Origin of the sequence: Corynebacterium tuingiense (assembly GCF_046718165.1) — a bacterium.
In the GTDB taxonomy this organism is placed as follows: Bacteria; Actinomycetota; Actinomycetes; order Mycobacteriales; family Mycobacteriaceae; genus Corynebacterium.
On the sequence record NZ_CP177101.1, the window covers coordinates 598,420 to 620,825 of the forward strand.

At 59.6% G+C, this 22,406-nt stretch carries 21 protein-coding genes; 17 read left to right on the forward strand and 4 right to left on the reverse strand.

Annotation, left to right across the window (positions count from 1 at the left end; genetic code table 11):
• Positions 1-97 precede the first annotated feature (97 nt).
• Positions 98-1,465 carry a phosphomannomutase/phosphoglucomutase gene (locus ACLI1T_RS02920; protein ID WP_411702986.1) on the forward strand — a complete coding sequence of 456 codons (1,368 nt, stop codon included), beginning with the start codon at positions 98-100 and terminating at the stop codon, positions 1,463-1,465.
• Between the two features lie 17 nt (positions 1,466-1,482).
• On the opposite strand, the gene ACLI1T_RS02925 is transcribed toward ACLI1T_RS02920, so the two are convergent.
• Entirely contained in the window at positions 1,483-2,835 is a 1,353-nt protein-coding gene (locus tag ACLI1T_RS02925) for an FAD-dependent oxidoreductase (protein WP_411702987.1), read from the reverse strand.
• Positions 2,836-3,142: 307 nt separating this feature from the next.
• Here ACLI1T_RS02925 and ACLI1T_RS02930 point away from each other — a divergent pair, with 307 nt between their 5' ends.
• Genes ACLI1T_RS02930 through ACLI1T_RS02945 form a run of 4 tightly spaced genes read left to right on the forward strand, consistent with a single transcriptional unit; the run spans position 3,143 to position 6,839 of the window.
• Positions 3,143-4,819 carry a nitrite/sulfite reductase gene (locus ACLI1T_RS02930; protein ID WP_411702988.1) on the forward strand — a complete coding sequence of 559 codons (1,677 nt, stop codon included), beginning with the start codon at positions 3,143-3,145 and terminating at the stop codon, positions 4,817-4,819.
• A complete protein-coding gene (locus ACLI1T_RS02935) occupies positions 4,816-5,067 on the forward strand; it encodes a hypothetical protein (RefSeq protein WP_005277497.1) in 252 nt (83 codons plus the stop codon). Before ACLI1T_RS02930 ends, ACLI1T_RS02935 begins: the two co-directional genes overlap by 4 nt.
• 9 nt (positions 5,068-5,076) lie before the next feature.
• On the forward strand, positions 5,077-5,826 hold the full coding sequence (locus ACLI1T_RS02940) for a sirohydrochlorin chelatase (protein ID WP_411702989.1): 750 nt from the start codon (positions 5,077-5,079) through the stop codon (positions 5,824-5,826).
• A complete protein-coding gene (locus ACLI1T_RS02945; RefSeq protein ID WP_349887177.1) occupies positions 5,820-6,839 on the forward strand; it encodes a sulfite exporter TauE/SafE family protein in 1,020 nt (339 codons plus the stop codon). The genes ACLI1T_RS02940 and ACLI1T_RS02945 overlap by 7 nt, the downstream gene beginning before the upstream one ends.
• On the opposite strand, the gene cobA is transcribed toward ACLI1T_RS02945, so the two are convergent.
• Complete coding sequence (cobA, locus tag ACLI1T_RS02950) at positions 6,836-7,588, reverse strand: uroporphyrinogen-III C-methyltransferase (RefSeq protein WP_349887176.1); 753 nt, start codon at positions 7,586-7,588, stop codon at positions 6,836-6,838. The two genes, ACLI1T_RS02945 and cobA, sit on opposite strands and share 4 nt — an antisense overlap.
• A 41-nt stretch (positions 7,589-7,629) precedes the next feature.
• Here cobA and ACLI1T_RS02955 point away from each other — a divergent pair, with 41 nt between their 5' ends.
• Together ACLI1T_RS02955 and manA are read left to right on the forward strand one after the other, a co-directional pair.
• The gene (locus tag ACLI1T_RS02955; protein ID WP_411702990.1) at positions 7,630-8,679 is read left to right on the forward strand and encodes an exopolyphosphatase; all 1,050 of its coding nucleotides are present in this window, start codon (positions 7,630-7,632) and stop codon (positions 8,677-8,679) included.
• A 6-nt stretch (positions 8,680-8,685) separates the two neighbouring features.
• Entirely contained in the window at positions 8,686-9,939 is a 1,254-nt protein-coding gene (manA, locus tag ACLI1T_RS02960; protein WP_411702991.1) for a mannose-6-phosphate isomerase, class I, read from the forward strand.
• Positions 9,940-10,059: 120 nt separating this feature from the next.
• Here the strand turns inward: manA and ACLI1T_RS02965 are convergent, their stop codons facing one another.
• Positions 10,060-10,926 carry a hypothetical protein gene (locus tag ACLI1T_RS02965; RefSeq protein WP_349851994.1) on the reverse strand — a complete coding sequence of 289 codons (867 nt, stop codon included), beginning with the start codon at positions 10,924-10,926 and terminating at the stop codon, positions 10,060-10,062.
• A 213-nt stretch (positions 10,927-11,139) separates the two neighbouring features.
• On the opposite strand from ACLI1T_RS02965, the gene ACLI1T_RS02970 reads away from it, so the two are divergent.
• The 8 genes from ACLI1T_RS02970 (at position 11,140) to secA (ending at position 20,834) form a co-directional block, all read left to right on the forward strand.
• Positions 11,140-11,493 (forward strand): DUF4259 domain-containing protein, encoded by a 354-nt coding sequence (locus ACLI1T_RS02970; protein WP_411702992.1) that lies wholly within the window; start codon positions 11,140-11,142, stop codon positions 11,491-11,493.
• A 63-nt stretch (positions 11,494-11,556) separates the two neighbouring features.
• Positions 11,557-12,171 (forward strand): dTMP kinase, encoded by a 615-nt coding sequence (locus tag ACLI1T_RS02975; protein WP_023025614.1) that lies wholly within the window; start codon positions 11,557-11,559, stop codon positions 12,169-12,171.
• Positions 12,172-12,174: 3 nt separating this feature from the next.
• Complete coding sequence (gene mtrA, locus ACLI1T_RS02980) at positions 12,175-12,867, forward strand: MtrAB system response regulator MtrA (protein ID WP_349887171.1); 693 nt, start codon at positions 12,175-12,177, stop codon at positions 12,865-12,867.
• A gap of 69 nt (positions 12,868-12,936) precedes the next feature.
• Positions 12,937-14,796 (forward strand): MtrAB system histidine kinase MtrB, encoded by a 1,860-nt coding sequence (gene mtrB / locus ACLI1T_RS02985; RefSeq protein WP_349887186.1) that lies wholly within the window; start codon positions 12,937-12,939, stop codon positions 14,794-14,796.
• Complete coding sequence (gene lpqB / locus ACLI1T_RS02990; RefSeq protein ID WP_023025620.1) at positions 14,796-16,541, forward strand: MtrAB system accessory lipoprotein LpqB; 1,746 nt, start codon at positions 14,796-14,798, stop codon at positions 16,539-16,541. The genes mtrB and lpqB overlap by 1 nt, the downstream gene beginning before the upstream one ends.
• Positions 16,542-16,600: 59 nt before the next feature.
• Positions 16,601-17,230 carry a ComF family protein gene (locus ACLI1T_RS02995; protein WP_411702993.1) on the forward strand — a complete coding sequence of 210 codons (630 nt, stop codon included), beginning with the start codon at positions 16,601-16,603 and terminating at the stop codon, positions 17,228-17,230.
• Positions 17,231-17,366: 136 nt separating this feature from the next.
• The gene (hpf, locus tag ACLI1T_RS03000; RefSeq protein ID WP_349863706.1) at positions 17,367-18,011 is read left to right on the forward strand and encodes a ribosome hibernation-promoting factor, HPF/YfiA family; all 645 of its coding nucleotides are present in this window, start codon (positions 17,367-17,369) and stop codon (positions 18,009-18,011) included.
• A 237-nt stretch (positions 18,012-18,248) separates the two neighbouring features.
• A complete protein-coding gene (gene secA / locus ACLI1T_RS03005) occupies positions 18,249-20,834 on the forward strand; it encodes a preprotein translocase subunit SecA (protein ID WP_349863708.1) in 2,586 nt (861 codons plus the stop codon).
• Positions 20,835-20,916: 82 nt separating this feature from the next.
• Here the strand turns inward: secA and ACLI1T_RS03010 are convergent, their stop codons facing one another.
• Positions 20,917-21,300: a hypothetical protein gene (locus tag ACLI1T_RS03010; protein WP_411702994.1), complete on the reverse strand. Its 384-nt coding sequence runs from the start codon at positions 21,298-21,300 to the stop codon at positions 20,917-20,919.
• Positions 21,301-21,476: 176 nt separating this feature from the next.
• Between ACLI1T_RS03010 and ACLI1T_RS03015 the strand changes: the two genes are divergently transcribed.
• A complete protein-coding gene (locus tag ACLI1T_RS03015; RefSeq protein WP_349863711.1) occupies positions 21,477-21,887 on the forward strand; it encodes an HAD-IA family hydrolase in 411 nt (136 codons plus the stop codon).
• Positions 21,887-22,402 (forward strand): DUF6912 family protein, encoded by a 516-nt coding sequence (locus tag ACLI1T_RS03020; protein WP_411702995.1) that lies wholly within the window; start codon positions 21,887-21,889, stop codon positions 22,400-22,402. Before ACLI1T_RS03015 ends, ACLI1T_RS03020 begins: the two co-directional genes overlap by 1 nt.
• Positions 22,403-22,406: the final 4 nt, after the last annotated feature.

The window sequence follows — 22,406 nt, forward strand, 5'->3', positions numbered from 1 at the left end:
CTGGGCACAGCGCCCGTGAAAGTTTGCGCTAGCTAGCTGCAGACACGGACGGAACACTGCGCTAGTTGCCCGCAGGCGGGGAGTATTATTGCGAGGTATGCGAACTCGTGAGCATCTTGATGCAGTGATTAAGGCCTATGACGTCCGTGGCGTGGTGGGCGAAGATATCGATGAAGACTTCGTGCGCGATACCGGCGCCGCCTTCGCCGCAATCCTGCGCGAAGAAGGCGAAAACACCGTGGCTGTAGGTCACGATATGCGCCCGTCTTCACCCGCACTGGCGCAAGCCTTTGCTGAAGGCGTGGTGAGCCAAGGCCTCCACGTGACGCTTTTGGGGCTTACCTCCACCGATGAGCTCTACTATGCCGCGGGTTCTATGGAGTGCGCGGGTGCTATGTTTACCGCCTCCCACAACCCGGCGAAGTATAACGGCATCAAGCTCTGCCGCGCCGGAGCCGTCCCCGTGGGGCAACAAACTGGGTTAGAAGAGATTAAGCAGATGCTTATCGATGGCACCCCAAACTACGACGGCCCCAATGGTGCCATCGCCGAGCAGGAAATCCTGACCGGCTACGCGGATTTCCTGCGTCACCTCGTGCCGCTGGAAGAATCCAAGCCGCTGGTCGTCGCCGTCGATGCCGCCAATGGCATGGGCGGGCACACGGTCCCGGCCGTTTTCGATGGCCTGCCCTTCGATGTCCGCGATCTTTACTTCGAGCTCGACGGTACCTTCCCCAACCACGAGGCGAACCCGCTGGATCCCAAGAACCTAGAGGATCTGCAGAAATTCACCGTAGAGCAAAAGGCCGATATCGGCCTTGCCTTTGATGGGGACGCGGATCGTTGCTTCGTGGTGGATGAGAAGGGCCAGCCGGTATCGCCGTCTGCCATCTGCGCGCTGGTGGCAAGCCGCTACTTGGATAAATTCCCAGGCGCGACCATCATCCACAACCTAATTACCTCCAAGACGGTGCCGGAGCTCATCGCGGAAAAGGGCGGTACCGCCGTGCGCACGCGCGTGGGCCACTCCTTCATTAAGGCTCAAATGGCCGAGCACAAGGCGGCCTTTGGCGGTGAGCACTCCGCGCACTACTACTTCCAGGAATTCTGGAATGCCGATTCCGGCATGCTGGCCGCCATGCACGTGCTGGCCGCGCTGGGGCAGACGGATAAGCCGCTCAGCGAGCTCATGGCGGAGTACTCCCGCTACGAGGCTTCCGGCGAGATCAACTCCACCGTGGCGGACCAAAAGGCCGCCACCCAGGCCGTACTCGATGAGCTGGCGGATAAGATCGAATCCGTCGATGAGCTCGACGGTGTCACGGTCGAGCTCAAGGGCACGGACGCGTGGTTTAATGTGCGCGCTTCCAATACCGAGCCGCTGCTACGGCTCAACGTTGAGGCGAAGACCTCCGAGGAGGTCCAGCAGATTGTGGACGAGGTCCTCGCCATCATCAGGCGCTAATTACTGGAGTTACTGAATTACTGCGCGCGGGAGTGGGCGACCATGTCTTCCCACTCCACGTACTTCTTTCGCTCGCGGCCTTCGCGCTCGCCCAAAGCGCGCTCAGCGGCATCGAGGCGCTGCCAATCCTGCCAGGTGAGGTAGTCGATGCCCTTATCTGCGAAGGCCTCGGTGATATCGCCGGCGGTGGGGGACGGTAGGGTGCCCGCGGCGGCATCATCAAGCAGCATGCCAATGGTTTCACTGGCATCGGACTTGGTATTGCCAATCAGGCCCACGGGCCCGCGTTTTACCCAGCCGGTGGTGTAGAGGCCAGGCACGATGGCGCCCTCTTCGTCGATGACGTGGCCGCCGTCATTGTTGATGACGTTTTTCTCGCTATTAAATGGCACGCCATCCACTGCGTCCGAACGGTAGCCCGTGGCAAAGTAGACCGCTTGCACCGGCCACGTGGTGAATTTACCCGTCCCACGCACGCTGCCATCGCCGGTCAGCTCTGTGCGCTCCGTTTTAATCCCGCTGACTCGGCCGTTCTCACCGAGGATTTCCACAGGCTGCTCGAAGAGGTGGATCTGCAGCGTATGCGGGGCCTTTTTAGGATCGCGAATGGCATATTGCTCAAGAACCTGGCACACCAAATCCGTGGACTTGCTGGAAGCGCGCGCCTCCAGCGAGGCCTCATCGTAATCAATATCTTCGGGGGAGACGACCACATTGATATTCTCCGAGTGGTCGAGCTCTTTGAGCTCCTGCGGGGTGAACTTGGCTTGGGCGGGCCCGCGACGGCCGAAGACGCGCACGGTCTCTGCTTTATTTTGTGCCAGTGAATCGTAGACATTATCGGCGATTTCGGTCACCTTAAGCTCATCGCCCGTCTTAGCCAAGATGCGCGAGACGTCCAGGCCCACATTGCCTACGCCGATGACGGCGACCTCGCTGGCGGAGAGATCCCACTCGCGCTCAAAGCGTGGATTGCCATCATAGAAGCCCACGAACTCACCGGCGCCGTGCACTCCCTGTAGCTGCGCGCCGGGGATTTCGCGGTGGCGATCGCCTACTGCTCCGGTGGCGAAGATGACGGCATCGTAGTGCTGCTGCAGCTCGTCCACGGTGATATCGCGGCCGATGTGAACGTTGGTAAGCAGGCGAATCTGCTCAGTATCTAAGACGCGGTGCAGGGATTTAATGATTCCTTTAATGCGTGGATGGTCGGGGGCCACGCCGTAGCGGATGAGGCCGAAGGGGGCGGGCATCTGTTCAATGAGATCGATGCGCACGTTTCCGCCGGTCTTTTTTACCAGGATGTCGGAGGCATAAATGCCGGCGGGACCGGCACCGATGACTGCTACGTTTAAGGGTTTATCTGACACGGTAATTCTGCCTTTCTTGTATGCGTATTCTCCCGCGGCAATGTGAAGGGAAACGGGGTTCCTTAACGGATATACACTAATAGACCGATAGGTCTATTAGTGGCGGTTGAGTGCGGGATTTCTCTTAAGAGAGTGAACCGTATGGTCTGTTTGTGCACAAGTGGGATATTTAGATTCTTTATTAGATCTCTTTAAGGTGCTGGTCACGGAATTAATGAAAGTGAAAATAAAACAGACCGCTTTGTCTGTACTCTATAGACGGGTAGGTTTTCCTTCAACGCTTTGAAAGGGAGGTCTACACCACATTATGGCTACCGCAACGACGACCAAACGCAAGCCACGCGCCAATAAGCCCGAAGGCCAGTGGAAAATTGACGGTAAGGAACCGTTGAATAACGATGAGGCCATCAAGCAGGACGATGGTGGCCTTTCTGCCAAGCAGCGCGTGATAGACATCTACTCCAAGCAGGGATTTTCCTCCATCCCGCCGGAGGATTTAGCGCCGCGTTTTAAGTGGTTAGGGCTGTATACGCAGCGCAACCAGAACCTGGGCGGGGAGATGACCGCCAAGTTATCTAACGCGGAATTGCAAGATGAATACTTCATGATGCGCGTGCGCTTCGATGGCGGCCGCGCTGATCCAGCAAAGCTGCGCGCGGTGGGAGAAATCTCGCGCGATTATGCCCGCTCCACCGCGGACTTTACGGACCGCCAGAATATTCAGCTGCACTGGATCCAGATCGAAGACGTGCCCACCATCTGGGACAAACTCGAATCTGTGGGCCTAGGCACCTTGATGGGATGCGGCGATGTGCCGCGCGTTATCTTGGGCTCGCCGGTCGCGGGAGTTGCCGAGGATGAAATCATCGATGCCACCCCAGCCATCGAGGAGATTAAGAATAATTACTTACCGCGCGAGGAGTTCCATAACCTTCCCCGCAAGTTCAAAACCGCTATTTCCGGCAATGCGCGCCAGGACGTTACGCACGAAATTCAAGACGTCGCCTTCGTGGGCGTCAACCACCCGGAATATGGGCCCGGCTTTGACTGCTTCGTGGGCGGGGGACTGTCCACTAACCCGATGCTCTCGCAATCCCTAGGCGCGTGGGTGCCACTCGAGCGCGTGCCGGAGGTGTGGGCCGGAGTAGTCAGCATCTTCCGCGACTACGGCTTCCGCCGCAACCGCAACCGCGCGCGCCTGAAGTTCTTGGTGGCTAAATGGGGCATCGAAAAGTTCCGTCAGGTACTCGAGGAGGAATACCTGGAGAAGCCGCTGGCCGATGGCATCCCGCTCGAGGTCAATCCCGGCAGCCGTGATCACCTGGGCGTGCACAAGCAAAAGGACGGCAAGTTCTACGTCGGCGTGAAACCCACCGTGGGCCACGCGACGGGCGAACAGCTCATCGCCATTGCCGATGTAGCAGAAAAGTTCGGCATTTCGCGCATCCGTACCACCCCGATGAAGGAATTGCTCTTCCTCGATGTGGAGGAAGACGATATTCCGGCGCTCTCGCGCGCGCTAGATGAAACAGGGCTGTATTCCCAGCCCACAGAGTTCCGCCGCGGCGTCATTTCCTGCACCGGGCTGGAATTTTGCAAGTTGGCGCACGTGACCACGAAGGCCCGCGCCATCGAATTGGTAGACATCCTCGAAGACACCCTAGGGGATTTGGATGTGCCCATTTCCATCGCACTCAACGGCTGCCCCAATGCGTGCGCGCGCTCCCAGGTATCCGATATCGGGCTCAAGGGCCAGATCGTCATCGATGCCGATGGCAACCGCGTCGAGGGTTTCCAAGTCCACTTGGGCGGTGCCCTAGGCCTTTCCCCCGACTGGGGCCGCAAGCTCCGCGGGCACAAGGTTGTTGCCGATGAGGTACCGGAATACGTCATTCGGCTGGTCAATAAATATAAGGAACAACGCGAAGAAGGTGAGCAGTTCCGCCACTGGGTACTGCGCGCCGAGGAGGAAGATTTGCAGTGAATTTCCGCCGTAAGCCTAATCCCAATCGCAATCACCCCACCTTTTGCCCCTACTGCGCCGGCACCGATCTCTTCCCGGATGAAGAAGACGATTTTGCCTGGAACTGCCAGGAATGCCTGCGCGTATTTTCGGTCCGCTTCCACGGACAAGACGATGCCCCCGTAGCACCGGCCCCGGCTGTTTCCTCCACCGAAGCCCTGCAGCGCTCCCTAGCCCGCCGCGGACACTCCACGGCTCCAGTGGATTAAGGATGGACCATGACCGCACTCATTACCTTGTCCCACGGCTCGCGCCATCCAGGCGCCGCCGCCGGCATTGAACGGCTCACCCAGGCCGCTGCCGCCGCGATACCAGGCCGACCTGCTTATCGTGCGGCGCACCTGGAGTTCAATACTCCCGATCTCACCGGAGCTACAGTCGATCTCGCTCGTTGCGGGGAGGATACGGCCGTAGTTATTCCATTGCTCTTTACGCAGGGTTACCACCAGCGCGTTGACGTTCCCCGCGTTATTGCGGCGGCCGAACAGGCTTCAGGCCTGCGCTTGGTGCAAGGCGAGTGCTTGGGCGGAGGGCACGGTGAAGGGTACGGCGGAAAAGGCGCCGTACGAGAAGTGGGCAGGCGGGAAGCCGCAGAAGCGGAATTGGCGGCGGTGCTCGCAGCACGCGCCAAGCCCGGAGATACCCACCACGTCATCTACTCCGTTGGTTCCTCTGATGCTGCGGCCAATGACTCCGTCCGCCGGCTTGCCACTCGGGTATCCCGAATCACTGGCGTTCCCGCCACGGCCGCCTTCGCCACTCGCGGTGGCAGCAATGACATCCATGCACTGGCAAGGAGTACTGCGCGAATGCGGGTTATCCCGCTGTTTGTCACCGCAGGATTGCTCCTTAAACCACTGTCATCTACTCCCAGCAATGTCACCGTCGATCCCGTTCTGGGTACCGACCTAGCTGGCATCGTTGCTGCTCACTATCACATCGCCCAGGAGGTCGGTGTCCCATGTTAACCCTTATTTTAATCGCAGTGGCCGGCGCGGCCGCCCAGCTTGTCGATGGCGGCATCGGCATGGGCTTCGGCGTCACCTCAACCACCATCCTTCTCCTCGCGGGCCTTGGACCCGCCCAAGCCTCTGCCGTAGTCCACACCGCCGAGCTGGGAACCACCGCCATGTCTGGCCTCAGCCACGCCCGCTTTGGCAATGTGGACTGGAAAACCGTCTTCCGGCTGGGCGTGCCGGGGGCCATCGCGGCGTTTATCGGCGCCACGGTTCTCTCCAATATCTCCACCGATGCGGCCGCTCCCATTACCGCGCTCATCTTGGTGGCCATCGGCAGCAACCTCATCTGGCGCTTTTCCCGCCCGCGCCGGGCGAAGTTCGTGCAAAAGCGCAGCCACTCCACCCCGTTCTTGATTGGTCTCGGCTCCGTCGGCGGCTTCGTTGACTCCACCGGTGGTGGCGGCTGGGGCCCGGTGTCTACCTCGACGCTTATGGCCATTGGTCGCGAGCAGCCCCGCCGCATCGTCGGCACGGTAAATACCGCCGAATTCCTAGTCACACTGGGTGCTACCCTCGGCTTCGTCGTTGGATTGTGGCAGGATATCGTCGCCAACCTCTCCGCCGTGTTGGCCCTGCTCATCGGTGGTTCCATTGCCGCGCCGATTGCGGCATGGGTAATTTCCCGGATTGAGCCGGTCGTCCTCGGTGGCCTCGTGGGTACGGCCATCGTGGCGCTGAATATCGGCAAGGTCTTAGGCGGGCTAGAAACCTACTTCGGGCTGACGGTGCCGGGCTTCGTCTCCCCGCTACTCATGGTCTTGATCCTCGTTGTGGGTATTTCCGCCACCATCCACGGCGCGCGGGCGACCCGCGCGGCCCGTGCGAGGGAGCTGGAAGCCGAAAACGCCGAGACCAAGGCACACGCGGAATTTCATGCTGCAGGCTTTGCGCACAACGCGGCCGGTGCCTCCAAGGATGTGAACATCGTGGAGGACTCCGCACCGCAGGCGGATAAGGCCTAATCCGCGGCTGGGTCGAGGCCGGCAACCTCGCCAATGACATAAACGGCGGGGGAGGAGACATTGTTATCCTCCATCGTCTGCGCAAGGCGCGCTAACTCACAGCGAAATTCCCGCTGCGTGTCCAAGGTGCCCTCCTGGATAATCGCGCACGGTGTCGAGCCAGCGAGCCCACCGTCTTGCAATGCCCTGGCAATCGCCGGGGCATTTTTCACGCCCATGATGATGGATAAGGTCGCGCCGGACTGGGCCAGGGCATGCCAATCCACCAAGGACTTCTCGTGCCCGGGAGGCAGGTGGCCCGACACAACGGTAAAGCCGTGGACCATTCCTCGCTGGGTGACGGGGATGCCGATGCCCTCGGGCACGGAAATGGCGGAGGTCACCCCCGGGATGACGGTGATGGGGATAGATGCCTGGGTTAGGGCCTGTACCTCTTCAAAGCCGCGGCCGAACACGAAAGGATCGCCGCCTTTAAGTCGCGCTACCTTCCGCCCGGCTTGGGCGTGCTCGATAAGCAGCTCGTTGATCTTGTCCTGGGTGATCGACTTCTTGTAGGGCAGCTTGGAGACATCGATAAGCTCCTTGGCGGAAATATCGCAGAGCTTATCCAATTGTGGGGCCGGGCCCAGGTGATCGGTCAAGATGACCTCGGCTTCCTGTAAGGCGCGCATACCGCGAACCGTAATCAGGTCCCACGCGCCGGGGCCGCCACCTATAAGGGATACGGGATGAATCTGTGCTGACGTCATGCCGCACCATCTTAGTGGGAGCCAGACTATGCTAGAGCGATATGGATAACGGTTTCACTGATGGTTCCGCCTATGACACCGAAACGGTGCGATTTTTTGATGTTGCCCACGAAGGTGCGCAGATTCGTCTGCTCGCCGGGCAAATGGAGCGCTGGGGTGAAATCCTCAACGGGCTCAACCCGCGCTCCCTGGTCATCTTGCCCACCGATGGCATCGCCCGTGAGGCAGCGCACCTCGGCGTCGGCTTAGCCGAGCCGTTGCGCATTCCACTGGTAGTAACGGAATCGCTGCCGCAATACGTGGGTGCGCTCGATATCGTCGTGGCGGTGGGCGAGCCCGCAGAATGCGATTGGTCCTCCCGCGCGCTCATCGCGGCGAGCCAGCGCGGTGCCACCACCATCCTGGTGGGCCCGACAAGCGGCCCCTTGGTAGAGGATTGCCCGGAAGACACCTTGATTGCCCCGTCGCTTCCCACCGCGGAAGGCTGTTCGCCGGCGCGGTTTATCACGGCCCTGTACGCGTTGTGCAGCATCGTGCATACCTCCCCGCATGCGGTGCGCGAGGAATTAGAGGAGATTGCCGCGGCCGTGGACCGCGAGATCGAACAGCTTTCTCCAGAGCGCGATGATGCCATCAATCCGGGCCGGCAGCTGCGCGAATACGCTGAGTGCGCGCGGATTATCCACTCTTGTGTCAACGATCCCTATGCGTATGCTGAGCGCCGTGAGCGCGTGCACATCGATACCCTGGTCGCCCGGATGGCCGCGACCATCTGGGCCGTGCACGGGCTGCCCGGCACCTTTGTCGAGCCCGCTGACCTGCGCGGCGCGCTCGACCGGGATGCCGAATCCAGCACGGCGTCCACGCCTGCCGATGACCTTTTCTACGATCCCTTCATCGACGGTGCTGGCGCGGATGCACCTTTGATACCCTTGAAGGTGATTTTCTGGGGGCAGGAAGAGGCGAACCTGCCCAACTCGCTTGCAGTCCGCAGCATCGACCCGGAACCGGGCCTTGGGCATCTTGCCCGCTCACTGCAGCTTATTACGCGGAGTTTTGCCGCGACCGCCTACGAGATTTCTAAAGGATAGAAATAAATGCAATTACTGGAAGGCGCTACCCGCAACTATTCGTGGGGTTCGCGCACCCTCATCCCTGAGCTGCGGGGCGAAGAAGCCGCAGAAAAGCCGGTGGCTGAACTCTGGTTTGGCTCCCACCCAGGCGATCCCTCCACAGTGGGTGGTCAGTTGCTCAACGAGGTTATTGCGGCGGATCCAGAAGGCCAGTTGGGTACGCGAGTCTACAAAGAATACGGCGATAACCTGCCATTTCTGTTGAAGATCCTCGCCGCCGAAGACCCGCTATCCTTGCAGGCCCACCCGTCCAAGGAGCAGGCCGAAGAGGGTTTCGCCCGCGAAAACGAGGCGGGCATTGCCTTACAGGCCGCAAACCGCAATTACAAGGACGATAACCACAAGCCGGAACTCATCGTGGCGCTGTCGGATTTCTACGCCATGGCGGGTTTCCGTCCCCTGGTACAAACCCGCGAGCTCTTTGCCGCTCTAGAGTGCCCAGAGCTTGAGCGCTACTTGGCCATGCTTGACGATGACCCCGCGGAATCCTCCGAATCCGCCAACCTTCGGGTGCTTTTCACCACGTGGATTACCATCCCTTCGGCCAAGCGCAAGGAGCTCATTAAGGCCATCGTTGCCGCCGGCGAGCGCCTGATTGCTGCCGATCCGACGGATTGGAAGGCGCGGGTCATGGCTACGGTGGTGGACCTTAATGACCGTTATCCTGGCGATATTGGCGTGCTTGGTGCGCTCTTGCTTAACCACATCGAGCTTGCCCCGGGCGAGGCCGTCTACCTCGACGCCGGACAACTCCACGCGTATGTCTCCGGTCTTGGCGTAGAAATCATGGCCAATTCCGATAATGTCTTGCGCGGCGGATTGACCCCGAAATTCGTGGATGTGCCGGAGTTGGTGAAGGTCTTGACCTATGCGGCCGCCAATGAGCCGCGGGTGCAGCAAAAAGATAAGCGGAACCAAGACAACGTCCACGGCGCCGAGGCTTGGTCCTATCCGGTGCCCATCGATGAGTTCTTGCTCGACCGCGCCGAGCTCGGGCCGGATTCTTCCGTCGACCTCGATTATGACGGCCCCACCATCGCCTTGTGCACCGCGGGTTCCCTCAGCCTGCGCAATGCCGCAGGCGAGGAATTGATCCTTGCCCCGGGCCAGGCCGCATGGCTGCCAGCCTCCGATGGAATGGTTACCGCCCAAGCTCACGCTGTAAATGGGGAAAATCCTGAGGGCCGCACGGCGCAACTATTCGTCGCCCGAGTCTAAAGGACCTTATAACTGTGCCCCCCTTGCTGGAAAATCCCAGCAAGGGGGGCCTTTTAGGTCTTGGCCGCGTTTGGCTGAGGCTAACTCCCTGATACCAGTTGTGCTAGCCGCGTAGAGGACTTAACGCGCGGCGGAAGATCCTGCGGCAGAGCTTCCCGTTGCCGGGAGATCCGTGGGCTCCTGGTTGCCGGACTGTTGCGTAGGGGCAGGCTTCCCGGTTGCTGCCGGCTCGGCGTGTGATTTGTTTTTCGCCTGCGGTGCGCTAGAAGGCGCTCCCGCTCCGGCACCGTGCCCCTCTGTGGTGGCGTCAGGAGCCGCTGGGGTGCGCTGCGCGCTCCCCTTTGTATATGACTTTTGTGGAGTCTGCGTCGATGGCGGCTCCGGGGTTTCTGATCCGGCGGGTTCTACCGGTTTTCCGGACTCTCCACCCTGATCGCCTTGACCTGGCTTTTCTTCGCCTGGGGCAGGGGAGGGAGCAGATGAGCTTGGTGCTGGGGAGGACGGCGCTTGGTTATCCGGCTTGCTGGGGGTATCTGGGACTGCCTGCCTAGTGCCGGCGCCGTTACCACTCTGCGGAGCCTGGCCGCCCTGTGTGGACGGGGCGTTATTAGCGGAAGCGTCTGGAGAGTACACATTTCCGGGGCGGTACACCTTGGTAGGGCGGGTGGCCGCGTGGGGATGCGTGACGGCATTGGGCGCCAAGTATGGGTCCGTCGTTTTCGGGTGCTGATGGTCTGATTCATCAGCGCCAGAATTGGACTTTGCTGGGGCGGAGTTTTCCGTCGAAGGCTTTTTATGTGTCGACGATGTCGTCGATTCTTCAGCGGAGGTATTTTTTGGTGCCACAGTAGAGGTCGGGGACTCATTCGCGGCATTGGAGTAATGGGCGCTCGGAGTGCTCATGCGCCACACGCCCACTCCCACGACGACGGCGGCGATAAGGCCGAGCACGATGAATACGTACACGCGGCGTGAATCTGGTTTCATCGTGCCCTCCTTTCTTGGGTGTATAGGGTGGGTAACAAGTTGATAACGAGAGTATCATGCATTGGAATTCCCGCGACAGCCTGCAGATTCTGTGATATGTAAACAACACAGAGATAAGAAATCATATTCCTTATGCAATCCTTTTCATGCCCGATTTTTCTGCGCCGGAAAAGCGTGTATAAATGGCGCTAAACCCCGTCGAAGGAGTGAGAGATGAGCAGCTGGGACGAAGAGATTTTTAGCACCGATCTCAACGTGGATTTTCTAGATGAATTGGCAAACCTCGATGAAGAAGGGGTAATCCGCGCGGTACAAGATGCCTGCGAGGTAGCCCGCAGCAAGAACGATTTAACCGAAGAAGAACAACTCAACGCCCATGCTGCGGCCACGATCGCCGCCATTTGGGCGGGTGCGCCGTTCAGCGCCAGCGAAACCGTCGAGGACTACCCTTATATTAGGGACTTGGTGGGAACCGTTGACGATGCCTTGACCGAAAACGCCCTTGAGATCTTGGACACCGTCGAAGAAGACTACGACGTGGAACCGTTTATCGAGGCACTTTCTTAAAACCCACCTCCCTCGGTGCCGCAGGCGCCGCCTAGGAGCAGAAAGGATTCTGCATATCTCACCATGCTCATAAGCATTGAAGGCATTGACGGCGCCGGAAAAAATACGCTTGCAAACGCCGTGCGGGACGTCCTCCACGTCCCAGTAAAAACCGTTTCCTTTCCGCGCTATGAGACCTCCATCCACGCGCAGCTTGCGCGCGAGGCGCTCTACGGGAACATGGGCGATCTAACGGATTCGGCCTATGCCATGGCCACGCTCTTCGCCCTCGACCGCTTTGGGGTGAAAGAGGAATTGCTGGCGGCCAAGGAAACGCGCGAAGTAGTGATCTTGGACCGCTATGTGGCCTCCAACGCTGCCTATTCCGCGGCTCGGTTGAGCGACGATAGCCTCTTCCAGTGGGTCTATGACCTAGAATTTGGCACCTTGGGCCTGCCGCAAGCAGACCTGCAGGTGTATGTGGATACGGCGGTGGAGGTGGCATCGGCAAGAGCACAATCCCGGGCCGCCAGCGATTCCACCCGCGAGCGCGACCACTATGAACGCGACGGGGGATTGCAGGAGCGCACCGCCGCCGCTTATCGGCGCTTAGTCGAATCTGGGTGGGGCGGGCGCTGGATCGCCACCGCCGATGCGGATACTATTACGGCAGCGATAAATGACCTTGTAGGAGATTAAAACGTGGCGCCAACGATTTTGGTTGTGGATGATGATCCAGCGATCTCGGAAATGCTGACCATTGTCCTTGAATCTGAGGGACTCAATCCGGTCCCCGTCATGGATGGCAACGAGGCCGTTCCTGCCTTCCGCGAGCACGAACCGGATCTCATCCTTTTGGACCTCATGCTGCCGGGCATGAATGGTGTGGATATCTGCCGCACCATCCGGCGCGAATCCGCGGTGCCCATTGTCATGCTCACCGCCAAGACCGATACCGTGGATGTGGTCTTAGGCCTTGAATCTGGCGCGGATGACTACATCACCAAGCCTTTTAAGCCGAAGGAGCTCATCGCCCGCATTCGGGCGCGCCTGCGCCGTACCGATTCCGCGGAGCCAGAAACCCTGGAGGTTGCCGATCTGGTCATCGACGTGCCGGAACACACGGTGCGCCGTACCGATGGCACCGAATTAAACCTGACCCCGCTGGAGTTCGATCTCCTGCTGGAAATGGCGCGCCACCCAGGGCAGGTGCACACCCGCGAATCGCTGCTGGAATCCGTCTGGGGCTACCGCAATGCCTCCGATACTCGTTTGGTCAACGTGCACGTGCAGCGCCTGCGCGCCAAGATCGAACACGATCCGGAAGATCCGCAGATCGTGCTGACCGTGCGTGGCGTGGGGTATAAGACCGGCAAGGCCGGTGCCGGGGAGTAAGGAATCATCAGAATTCTGGACCGCGTGCGGCGCATTCGTGACGCCATAGTAGATACGCTGCGCACCTCATTGCAGGCGCGCGTTATCGGCATGATTGTGGTCGCCTCCTCAGTGGTCATGATCATCTTGGCCTACGCCTTAGTCTCCGTGCTGACCCAGCGGTTGGTATCCCAAAAAGAAGACGTGGCGCTGCAGGAACTCGAGCGCGCCCGCACGGCGGTGGAACAGCAAATCGATGCCACCAGCTCGGCCAATTCGGTGCAGGTGCGCATCAATTCCGCGCGCGCTTCTTTGGATCAGCTCTCTGCGCAACAAGGCGATGCGCAGGCCGTGTATGAACCCGTCATCGTGGTGGAAAACCAGGATGGATCCATCACCACCTCGCCGGAGGATTTCCCGGTACCGGAACAAATGCGAGAGATGGTGGGCCAGGACCAGATTGCGCAGCAGTATTATCCGGTCCCGCGCGGAAATGGCGATTACTATAACGCGCTCATGGTGGGCACGCCCACCGATGCAGAGATTCCGAATTTGCAGGTCTACCTGGCTCTTTCCATGGAATCGGAAGAATCCACGATGGCGCTGATGCGCGGCTTGCTCTCTGCCGCCGGCGTGGTGGTCGTGGTCTTGCTGGTGGGCATTGCCTGGTTGGCTACCCAGCAGGTCATTACCCCGATTAAGTCCGCGTCCCGCATTGCCCAGCGCCTAGCCGCCGGCCATCTTAAGGAGCGCATGGCCGTGGACCGGGACGATGAGATGGGCCGGCTTGCCGCCTCCTTTAATAATATGGCGGATAAATTGTCCTCCCAGATTGCGCAGCTGGAGGAATACGGCGATTTGCAGCGGCAATTTACTTCCGATGTCTCGCACGAGCTGCGCACACCCATTACCACCGTGCGCATGGCTGCAGACCTCATCGAATCCGAGGCTGATAGCCTGCCCGCGGGCGCGCAGCGCGCCTCCAAGCTCATGTCCAGGGAACTAGATCGCTTCGAGGAGCTGCTCGCGGATCTGCTAGAGATTTCCCGCCACGATGCCGGCGTGGCGGACCTATCTACCACGGCCATTGACCTGCGATCCTGCGTGGATGCTGCGTACCGCCAGGTTGAGCACCTGGCACAGAAGCTCGACGTAGAAGTGGTTCGCAATATGCCGGACGAGCGAATTACCATCCAAGCCGATTCGCGCCGCATCGAGCGCATCCTGCGCAACCTCTTGGCCAATGCCATCGATCACTCCGAGGGCAAACCCGTGGTGATCGATATCGCCACCACGGACAAGGCTGTGGGCGTGGCTGTCACGGATCACGGTGTGGGCCTCAAACCCGGGCAAGAAGAGCTAGTATTCAACCGTTTCTGGCGCGCGGATTCTTCCCGCAAGCGCCACTCCGGCGGCACCGGGCTAGGCCTTGCCATTGCCCGCGAGGATGCGGCCCTGCACGGCGGTACGCTCGACGCCTTTGGCGTGTTCGGCTTCGGTTCCCGCTTCCGCCTCATCATCCCGCGCGAGCCGAATGCCGAGATTGGTGAAGAGCCCATCTCCCGCGAGATTCCAGGCGCTCCAGGAACGGGTTCTGACTCTGCGCACGCTGCGCTTGCCGATGCCCCTGCTTCCTCCGACTCCAGCGGCGCAGCTGGCGCCGCGAATGCTGGCACTGCGGATACTAGTACCGAGGATGCTGAGGAAGCGGAAGCTGATGCAGCGGAGGATGGTGCAGCAGAAGATAGGGGCGAGGCGTCCGCCGGTGGGACATCGCCAAGCAATAGCTCAGTGGTAGGCCGCGGAATTGGTATCGACGATGACTCCGCCGACGCAGCCGAGGCCGATGGCGATGGCATCCTGTGGCCCTCCGAACGCGAGCGCAACCGAGGGGCCGCGTCGCCAGAGAGGCGCTCCTATAAGGCGCCGGATTTTAAGGGGGATAAATAATGAATTCGGTCGTACCTAACGGATTGTGGCGGCGGAGCACCGCAGTGGGCGCGGTGGCGGCGCTGTGCTTTGTCACAGCCTGTTCAACCTTGCCGCACGATACGAGCCCCCAAGTCGTAGGCACTTACCACAAACAGGCCGATGGCCCGGAAGAGGTTATTACCCCAGAGGTGGGGGCGGACCCGGACCTTACCCTGCGCGATTTTTACCGCGCTGCGGCCGTTCCAACCAATGATCACGATGCAGCCCGTGGATTCCTCACGGATTCCGCCCGCGGGGCCTGGGATTCCTCGGGTGATGTCATGGTGGTCGATAGCCTGGATATCGTGACCGCGCCCGATAAGAAACAAGATCCAGCGGAGGACGTGCGCTCATTTAATGTGCGGGGCACCATCATCGGACGGCTCAAATCCGGTGGGGCTTATGTACCGGAAAATGAAGGCTACGAAGCTACCATCGATATGAAAATGGTGGATGACCAGTGGCTTATTGATGGGTTGCCGGCCGGATTGGTGATTGAGCGCAATGAGCTGCGCAATCATTACACCCCGCAGTCGCTCTATTTTTATAAACAAACCGATGATGTCCTCGTCCCGGATCGCCGGTGGCTCTATAAAGGCAGCGAAGAATCCGAATCCACGCTGATTACCCTTTTGATGGAAGGCCCATCCAGTAGCATCGCCCCGGCTACCCGCCGAGCAGCGGATGAACAGGTCACCTTTGCTGGCTACGACACTGAAAACGGATACCAGTTCGAGGGTCTGTCAGATTTGGATGAAAATGACCGCACCCGCTTTGCCGCGCAATTGGTCTGGACGCTTTCCGATGCCGGGCATATTGGCCCCTTCAAGGTCAAGGCCGATGGCAGCAATCTGGTAGAAGGCATGGATACCGTCAGCGTGGATGATTTTGCTGACTATAACCCCAAGGTCAATAGTAATTCCCTGTCCACGCTGTACGCCTTGAACGAGGGCAACGTGCTGGAAGTCGATAGTGGGGTAGCCGAGCCTATCAAGGGGGCCTTGGGCTCGAGCGGCAATGTGCAGTCAGTCGATGTCACCGAATCCGGCATGATTGCAGCGGTCAGCCGGAAGCCTAGTGGCGATTTTAAGCTGCAGATGGGCGAAATCGGATCCGCCATGCAGGACTCGGTCGACGGCAAGACGCTGGCGCGGCCCACCTTTGAATTTAATGGGCAAGCCGCCTGGACGGTGGTAGATGGTGACCGCATCGTACGCGTCGTGCGTTCCAAGACCACCGGGCGGATTTCAGAATCCGAGGTCGATGCGCGCAGCATCGACGAGATTGAGGGTGAGATCTCCGTTATCCGCCTCTCCCATAGCGGCGCACGCGCGGCGATGATCATTGATGGCCACGTTTACATCGCCGCGGTGGCCCAATCCAGCAGCGGCGAGAAGCGCATCGTCAATGCCCGCGAGGTGGGCCCAGAGGTTTCCGGATCGGCATTATCGCTGGATTGGAATAACGATGGCTCGCTCATCGTCGGTACGTCGTCTGGGCAGTCGCCGGTATGGCGCATCGAGCAGGATGGCTCTTCGGCCTCTACTATGCCGACGGGTAATATCACCGCCCCGGTAGTCGCGGTGGCGACCTCGCCATCGAAGCTATATATAACGGATTCCCATGCCATGTTGGAGCTTCCCGCCACGGTGGTAGATGAGGTGAACTGGCGCGAGGTGCCTGGCCTGCAGGGTCGGCGTTCTTCGCCTATCGTGTCCGATTAGAAGGCGGTCGCGCTCTAGGCACCGCCGCAAAGGCCTTTCGGGGGAAGGGGTGGCGCTCAGTGAGCGTGCGAGAACTGATATTTCCGCGTGCGTGTGCGGGGTGCCGCGCGCCCGGACATGTCTTGTGTGCGCAGTGCCGGGAGCACCTGCGCCAGGCTCCTTACCTGGTAAGCCGCCCGCGGCTTTTGGGAGCACCGGTATTTGCCTTAGGGCCCTATTCCGATATTCGCCGCAATATCATCATCAGCATGAAAGAACAGGGCAATAGGGAGGTGCGCGATCATATCGGTGCGGTGGTGGCCGCAGGCGTGGCGCACTTGGCTGCCCGCGGCGAGATTCCCCGCGAGCTGTGCCTAGTGCCGGCACCTACTCGTCGCCGCTCAGCGCGCATGCGCGGCGGCGATCCCGTGACGGCCATGTGCCAGGGTGCGGCGCGCCGGCAACGGTCCCTGCAGGTGAGCGAGGCGCTTACCATGGGTGCGGATACGGCGGACCAATCCGAGCTCAATGCGCAGGATAGGTGGGCGAACCTACAGGGGCGAGTGGGGGTTTGTGTCCCGGTGAGCGGTAAGCCGGCGCTGCTTGTCGATGACGTTATAACCACCGGCGCCACCCTCGCGGCCAGTATGGCGGCCCTACGCGCGGCTGGCGCCACGGTCTATGGGGCATTGGCCTTCGCAGATGCTTAAGGTACATCACAGAGTGGGGTGCATGGTGTTACCCCCTAATACCATCAGGTCATAACCACTGGTATTATTAAAGGTGTCACAGAGGAACAGTTACTGTGATTGTTTCTAGTCCCCACTACCAAAGGGAGGCATCTCAATGTCCCAGCCAAATAATGCTCAGGTAACGATTACGGGCCGTAACGTTGAAGTACCGGAACACTTCCAAGAGCGCGTCAATGAAAAGCTGGCCAAGATTGAACGCCTTGATCCCACATTGACCTTCTTCCACGTGGAGTTGCAGCACGAGCCAAACCCACGCCGTGAAGCAGAGTCCGACCGCATCCAGATCACTGCGACCGGCAAGGGCCACATCGCCCGCGCAGAGGCTAAGGAAGACTCTTTCTACGCAGCGCTGGAAACCGCGATGGGGAAGATGGAACGCTCCCTGCGCAAGGTGAAGGTTCGCCGTGAATTCGTCAAGGGCGGCCACCGCGCACAGAAGGGCACCGGCGAAATCGCCGCCGAGATGGTTGCGGAGGCAGAAGCACAACGCGCCAAGGAAGAGCGCCTGGTCGATCCTTATGCCGAGACCGTCGAGGATGTTCGCCCCGGCCAGATCGTGCGCACCAAGGAGCACCCGGCCACCCCGATGAGCGTGGATGATGCCCTGAGCGAAATGGAGCTGGTTGGCCACGATTTCTTCCTCTTTGTTAATGAGGAAAACAATAAGCCATCTGTGGTTTACCGCCGCCACGCTTTCGACTACGGCATCATCTCCTTGTCTGAGGATGCAGAGGGCTAGAACCTCCAGCGCCCGCCTAGAGCGCTAAACCACTTCTCCCTCCTTCCTGCCTATCGGGCTATTGCTCGATGAGGTGGGGAAGGGGGGATTTGTCATGCTGTGAGCTATCCGTTTTCTTAGTGTCCTTAGTGTGAAATCACTATCGTTTAAGGGCGGGTAGAACGCGACAAGGGCAGTGGCGTGAGTACAATTGCGGGAAGTTAACGAATGTGTCGCGATAAGAAGGACTAACGAATAGTGTTTGGACTTTCCAAGCTGCTGCGCGCGGGCGAGGGCCGTACGGTCAAGCGCCTGGGCAAAATTGCAGACGATGTAATTGCACTCGAGGATCAGTACGCGGAGCTTTCGGACGATGAGCTAAAGGCCAAGACTGACGAGTTCAAGACTCGCCTGAAAGATGGCGAAGAAAAGAACGACATCTTGCTCGATGCTTTTGCTACCGTCCGCGAAGCCGCTTGGCGCGTCCTGGGACAAAAGCACTACCCCGTGCAGATCATGGGCGGCGCCGCCCTGCACTTTGGCAATGTGGCTGAGATGCGCACCGGTGAGGGTAAGACCCTGACCTCCCTGTTGCCCGCTTACCTCAACGCTTTGGAGGGCGAGGGCGTTCACATCGTCACGGTCAATGACTACTTGGCCAAGCGTGACGCCGAGATGATGGGTCGTGTTCACCGCTGGTTGGGCCTGTCCGTAGGGGTTATCTTGGCAGAAATGCGCCCGCAAGAGCGCAAGGAAGCCTACGACTGCGACATCACCTACGGCACCAATAATGAGCTGGGCTTTGATTACCTGCGCGATAACATGGTACGTACCCTCAATGATGTAGTTCAGCGCGGCCACAATTTCTGCATCGTGGATGAGGTGGACTCGATTCTTATCGATGAAGCCCGTACCCCACTCATCATTTCCGGCCCGGTTGATGGTTCCTCCCAGTTCTACGGCGTCTTTGCGCAGCTGGCGCCGCGCATGCGCGAGGGAATCCACTACGAAGTGGACCACAAAAAGCGCACCATTGGTGTCTTGGAAGAGGGCGTGGAGTACGTCGAAGATCAGCTCGGCATTGAAAACCTCTACGCGCCGGAGCACTCCCAGTTGGTTTCCTACCTCAATAACGCGTTGAAGGCCAAGGAGCTATTTACCCGCGATAAGGACTACATCGTTCGCAACGGCGAAGTCATGATCGTGGATGGCTTTACCGGCCGCGTTTTGGCGGGACGCCGCTACAACGAAGGCATGCACCAGGCCATTGAGGCCAAGGAGCAGGTGGAGATCAAAAACGAGAACCAGACGCTGGCGACGGTTACCCTGCAGAACTTCTTCCGCCTTTATGAAAAGATTTCCGGCATGACCGGTACCGCGGAAACGGAAGCCGCGGAGCTGCATTCCATCTATGGGCTGGATGTGGTTCCTATTCCTACCAATAAGCCGAATCAGCGCACCGACCACTCGGACCGCATTTACAAGACGCAAGAGGCAAAATTCGCCGCAGTGGTTGATGATATTGCAGAACACGTCGAAAACGGCCAACCGGTGCTAGTTGGTACCACCTCTGTGGAGCGCTCCGAATACCTGTCGCAGTTGCTTTCCAAGCGCGGCGTGCAGCACAACGTGCTCAACGCCAAGCACCACGAAGAAGAGGGCCAGATCATTGCCCGTGCGGGCCGCCCCGGCACCGTGACCGTGGCTACCAACATGGCGGGTCGTGGTACCGATATCGTGCTCGGTGGTAACCCGGAAGTCATCCTCGATGAAAAGCTGCGCGAACGCGGCCTCGACCCCTTCGAGGATGAGGAAAAGTACCAGGAAGCCTGGGAAGCCGAGATCGACGGGGAGAAAGAGCGCTCGAAGCGCTTGGGCGACGAGGTGCGCGAATCGGGCGGACTCTATGTTTTGGGTACCGAGCGCCACGAGTCCCGCCGCATTGATAACCAGCTGCGCGGTCGTACCGGCCGTCAGGGCGACCCAGGCGAGACCCGCTTCTACCTGTCCATGCGCGATGAATTGATGGTGCGCTTTGTGGGCCAGTCCATGGAGCACATGATGAACCGCCTCAACGTGCCCGATGATGTCCCCATCGAGGCCAAGATGGTCTCGAACTCCATTAAGGGCGCCCAGGCGCAGGTGGAGAACCAAAACTTCGAGATGCGCAAGAACGTGCTGAAGTACGATGAGGTGCTCAATGAGCAGCGCAAGGTGGTCTACTCCACGCGCTATTCCATCCTCGATGCTGATGACATCAAGGACGATATCCGCACCATGATCGATGACACAGTCTCTGCCTACGTCGCGGGTGCTACGGCTACCGGTTATGTCGAAGACTGGAACCTCGAGGAACTCTGGAACGCCCTTGAGGCGCTCTACGGCCCCACGATGTCCCCGGAGGAACTCGTAGAAGGCTCCGAGTATGGCTCCCCAGGCGAGCTCACCGCGGAGCAGCTGCGCGATGCCCTCGTCACCGACGCGAACCGGGAGTACGACAAGCTGGAGGAAGCCGTTTCTGCCATCGGCGGCGACAAGCAGATGCGCAATACCGAGCGCATGGTCATCCTGCCGATTATTGACCAGAAATGGCGCGAGCACCTCTATGAGATGGACTACCTCAAGGAGGGCATCGGCCTGCGTGCGATGGCGCAGCGCGACCCGCTGGTGGAATACCAGAAGGAGGGCGGCGATATGTTCAATGCCATGAATGAAGGCGTGAAGGAAGAAACCGTGCGCCAGTTGTTCATGCTGCGCAAGCAGTTCAAGCAGCAGGAAGAAAACCAAGAATCCGGCGGTGACTCGGGCTCTGGCCCTGCAGGCCAAGAAACCGTAGAGGCATAACGCTGCAGCGTCCTTTCGCACCCCCTTCCTCTGCCTCCCCGCCTTCGCGCGGTAAGGAGAGCGGGAGGGGGCGCTGTCAGTTTTAGAGCAGCCGAAACGAGCGCAGCCCCTGGTCCGTGGCGGAGCCGGTAAAAGCGTGGCGGTGGGTGCCGATGACCGCGGAACCGAAGTATTCGCCATTAGGCCGCGCGTGCAGGCTGGTAAGGCGCAGGCTATCGGTGTCATAGGGGCTTTTTCGCCGGTGCACCCAGGAGCCAATATGAAGGCGGATGGAATCCGAAAAGCGCGGGGAATTAAGGTGGGCCAGCGGGCGGTAGCCGGCGGCGACCTCAAGGATAAAGACGACCCAGGCTTGGATATGGTGCTGGGCGGCAACCTCTGCCGTAGTGGGTAGGCGGCCGTAGTGGATGCGGTGCGGGGCGATATATAGCTTGAGATGAGAGTAGCCGGGAATGGGCTCATACATGGTGAAATGAGTGCTCCTGCAAGGAAGGCAGGGAGGCGAACGCGTGATAATTATCTCATGGGGGCGCTGCGCGCGCTATTTCTGGCAGTTTCCTGTATGAGGCGGGCGAGAATATAAGCGCAGTTCGCTATACTTTCGGGAGTTACAAAGAATTCGTGTACTGAAGGATTAAAAATATGCGTGGTCTCATCGTTGACTATGTCGGCGTCCTCGATGGCGCTGAAGAGGACAATCGCCGCTGGAAGGCTCTGCTATCTGCGGCGAAGGCAAATGGCGCCGCAACCGCGATCTTGTCTAATGACCCGGGCGGTTCCGGCGCTGAGCACATTCGCGAGTGGGAATACCGCGGCAACGTCGATGCCGTGGTGTTGTCTGGAGAAATCGGGGCGGAAAAGCCGGAGGCTGCGGCCTTCCAAGCGGCTGCCGATGCCCTCGAGCTGCCCTTGAGCGATTGCGTGATGGTCGATGATTCGATCCTTAATGTGCGCGCCGCCGTCGATGCCGGGATGATCGGTTTCTTGTACACCAGCTTCGACCGCGTGTCCGTAGAAATTCAAGCCGTATTCGATATTGAAGGGGAATTTTAGTGGCTGAAGCCCGCGTCTATATTCCGGCGACCTATGTCATGTTGGCGGAGCTCGCAGAAACTGGTACGCTCGCGGCGCGTTCCGGTTGGGGTTTCATGGTTACCCCGGCCCTGCGAGATTTTTATACCGCAGGAGATGAAGAAGAGATAGCCTACTCCGCCTTCCTTGAGGCCTCTATGGCCTCGCTGCGCCTGTTGACCATTGGGGACGAGGAGAAGTTCCCACACCGGCGCGTGGTTATTTCCATTGACGTTGATGACACTGCAGTTACCCCGCGCCCAGATATGGGCGAGCCGGTGGTAGAGCTCCAACCGGCGCAATTTGGCACCGATAACCTCGCCGCCATTCACGTCGATATTGAAGAATCCGAAGAGGCAACCGCCAAGGCCATTGAGGCCATCGATTCCGCAGACCTGGGAGATGAGGATGCGGAGCTCGCGGTGGGCGATGCCCTGGATAACTTCATGGCCTTCTACCACCCCACGGAGCTGCCCTTCCTCGTGGAATTGCTTTAAGCCG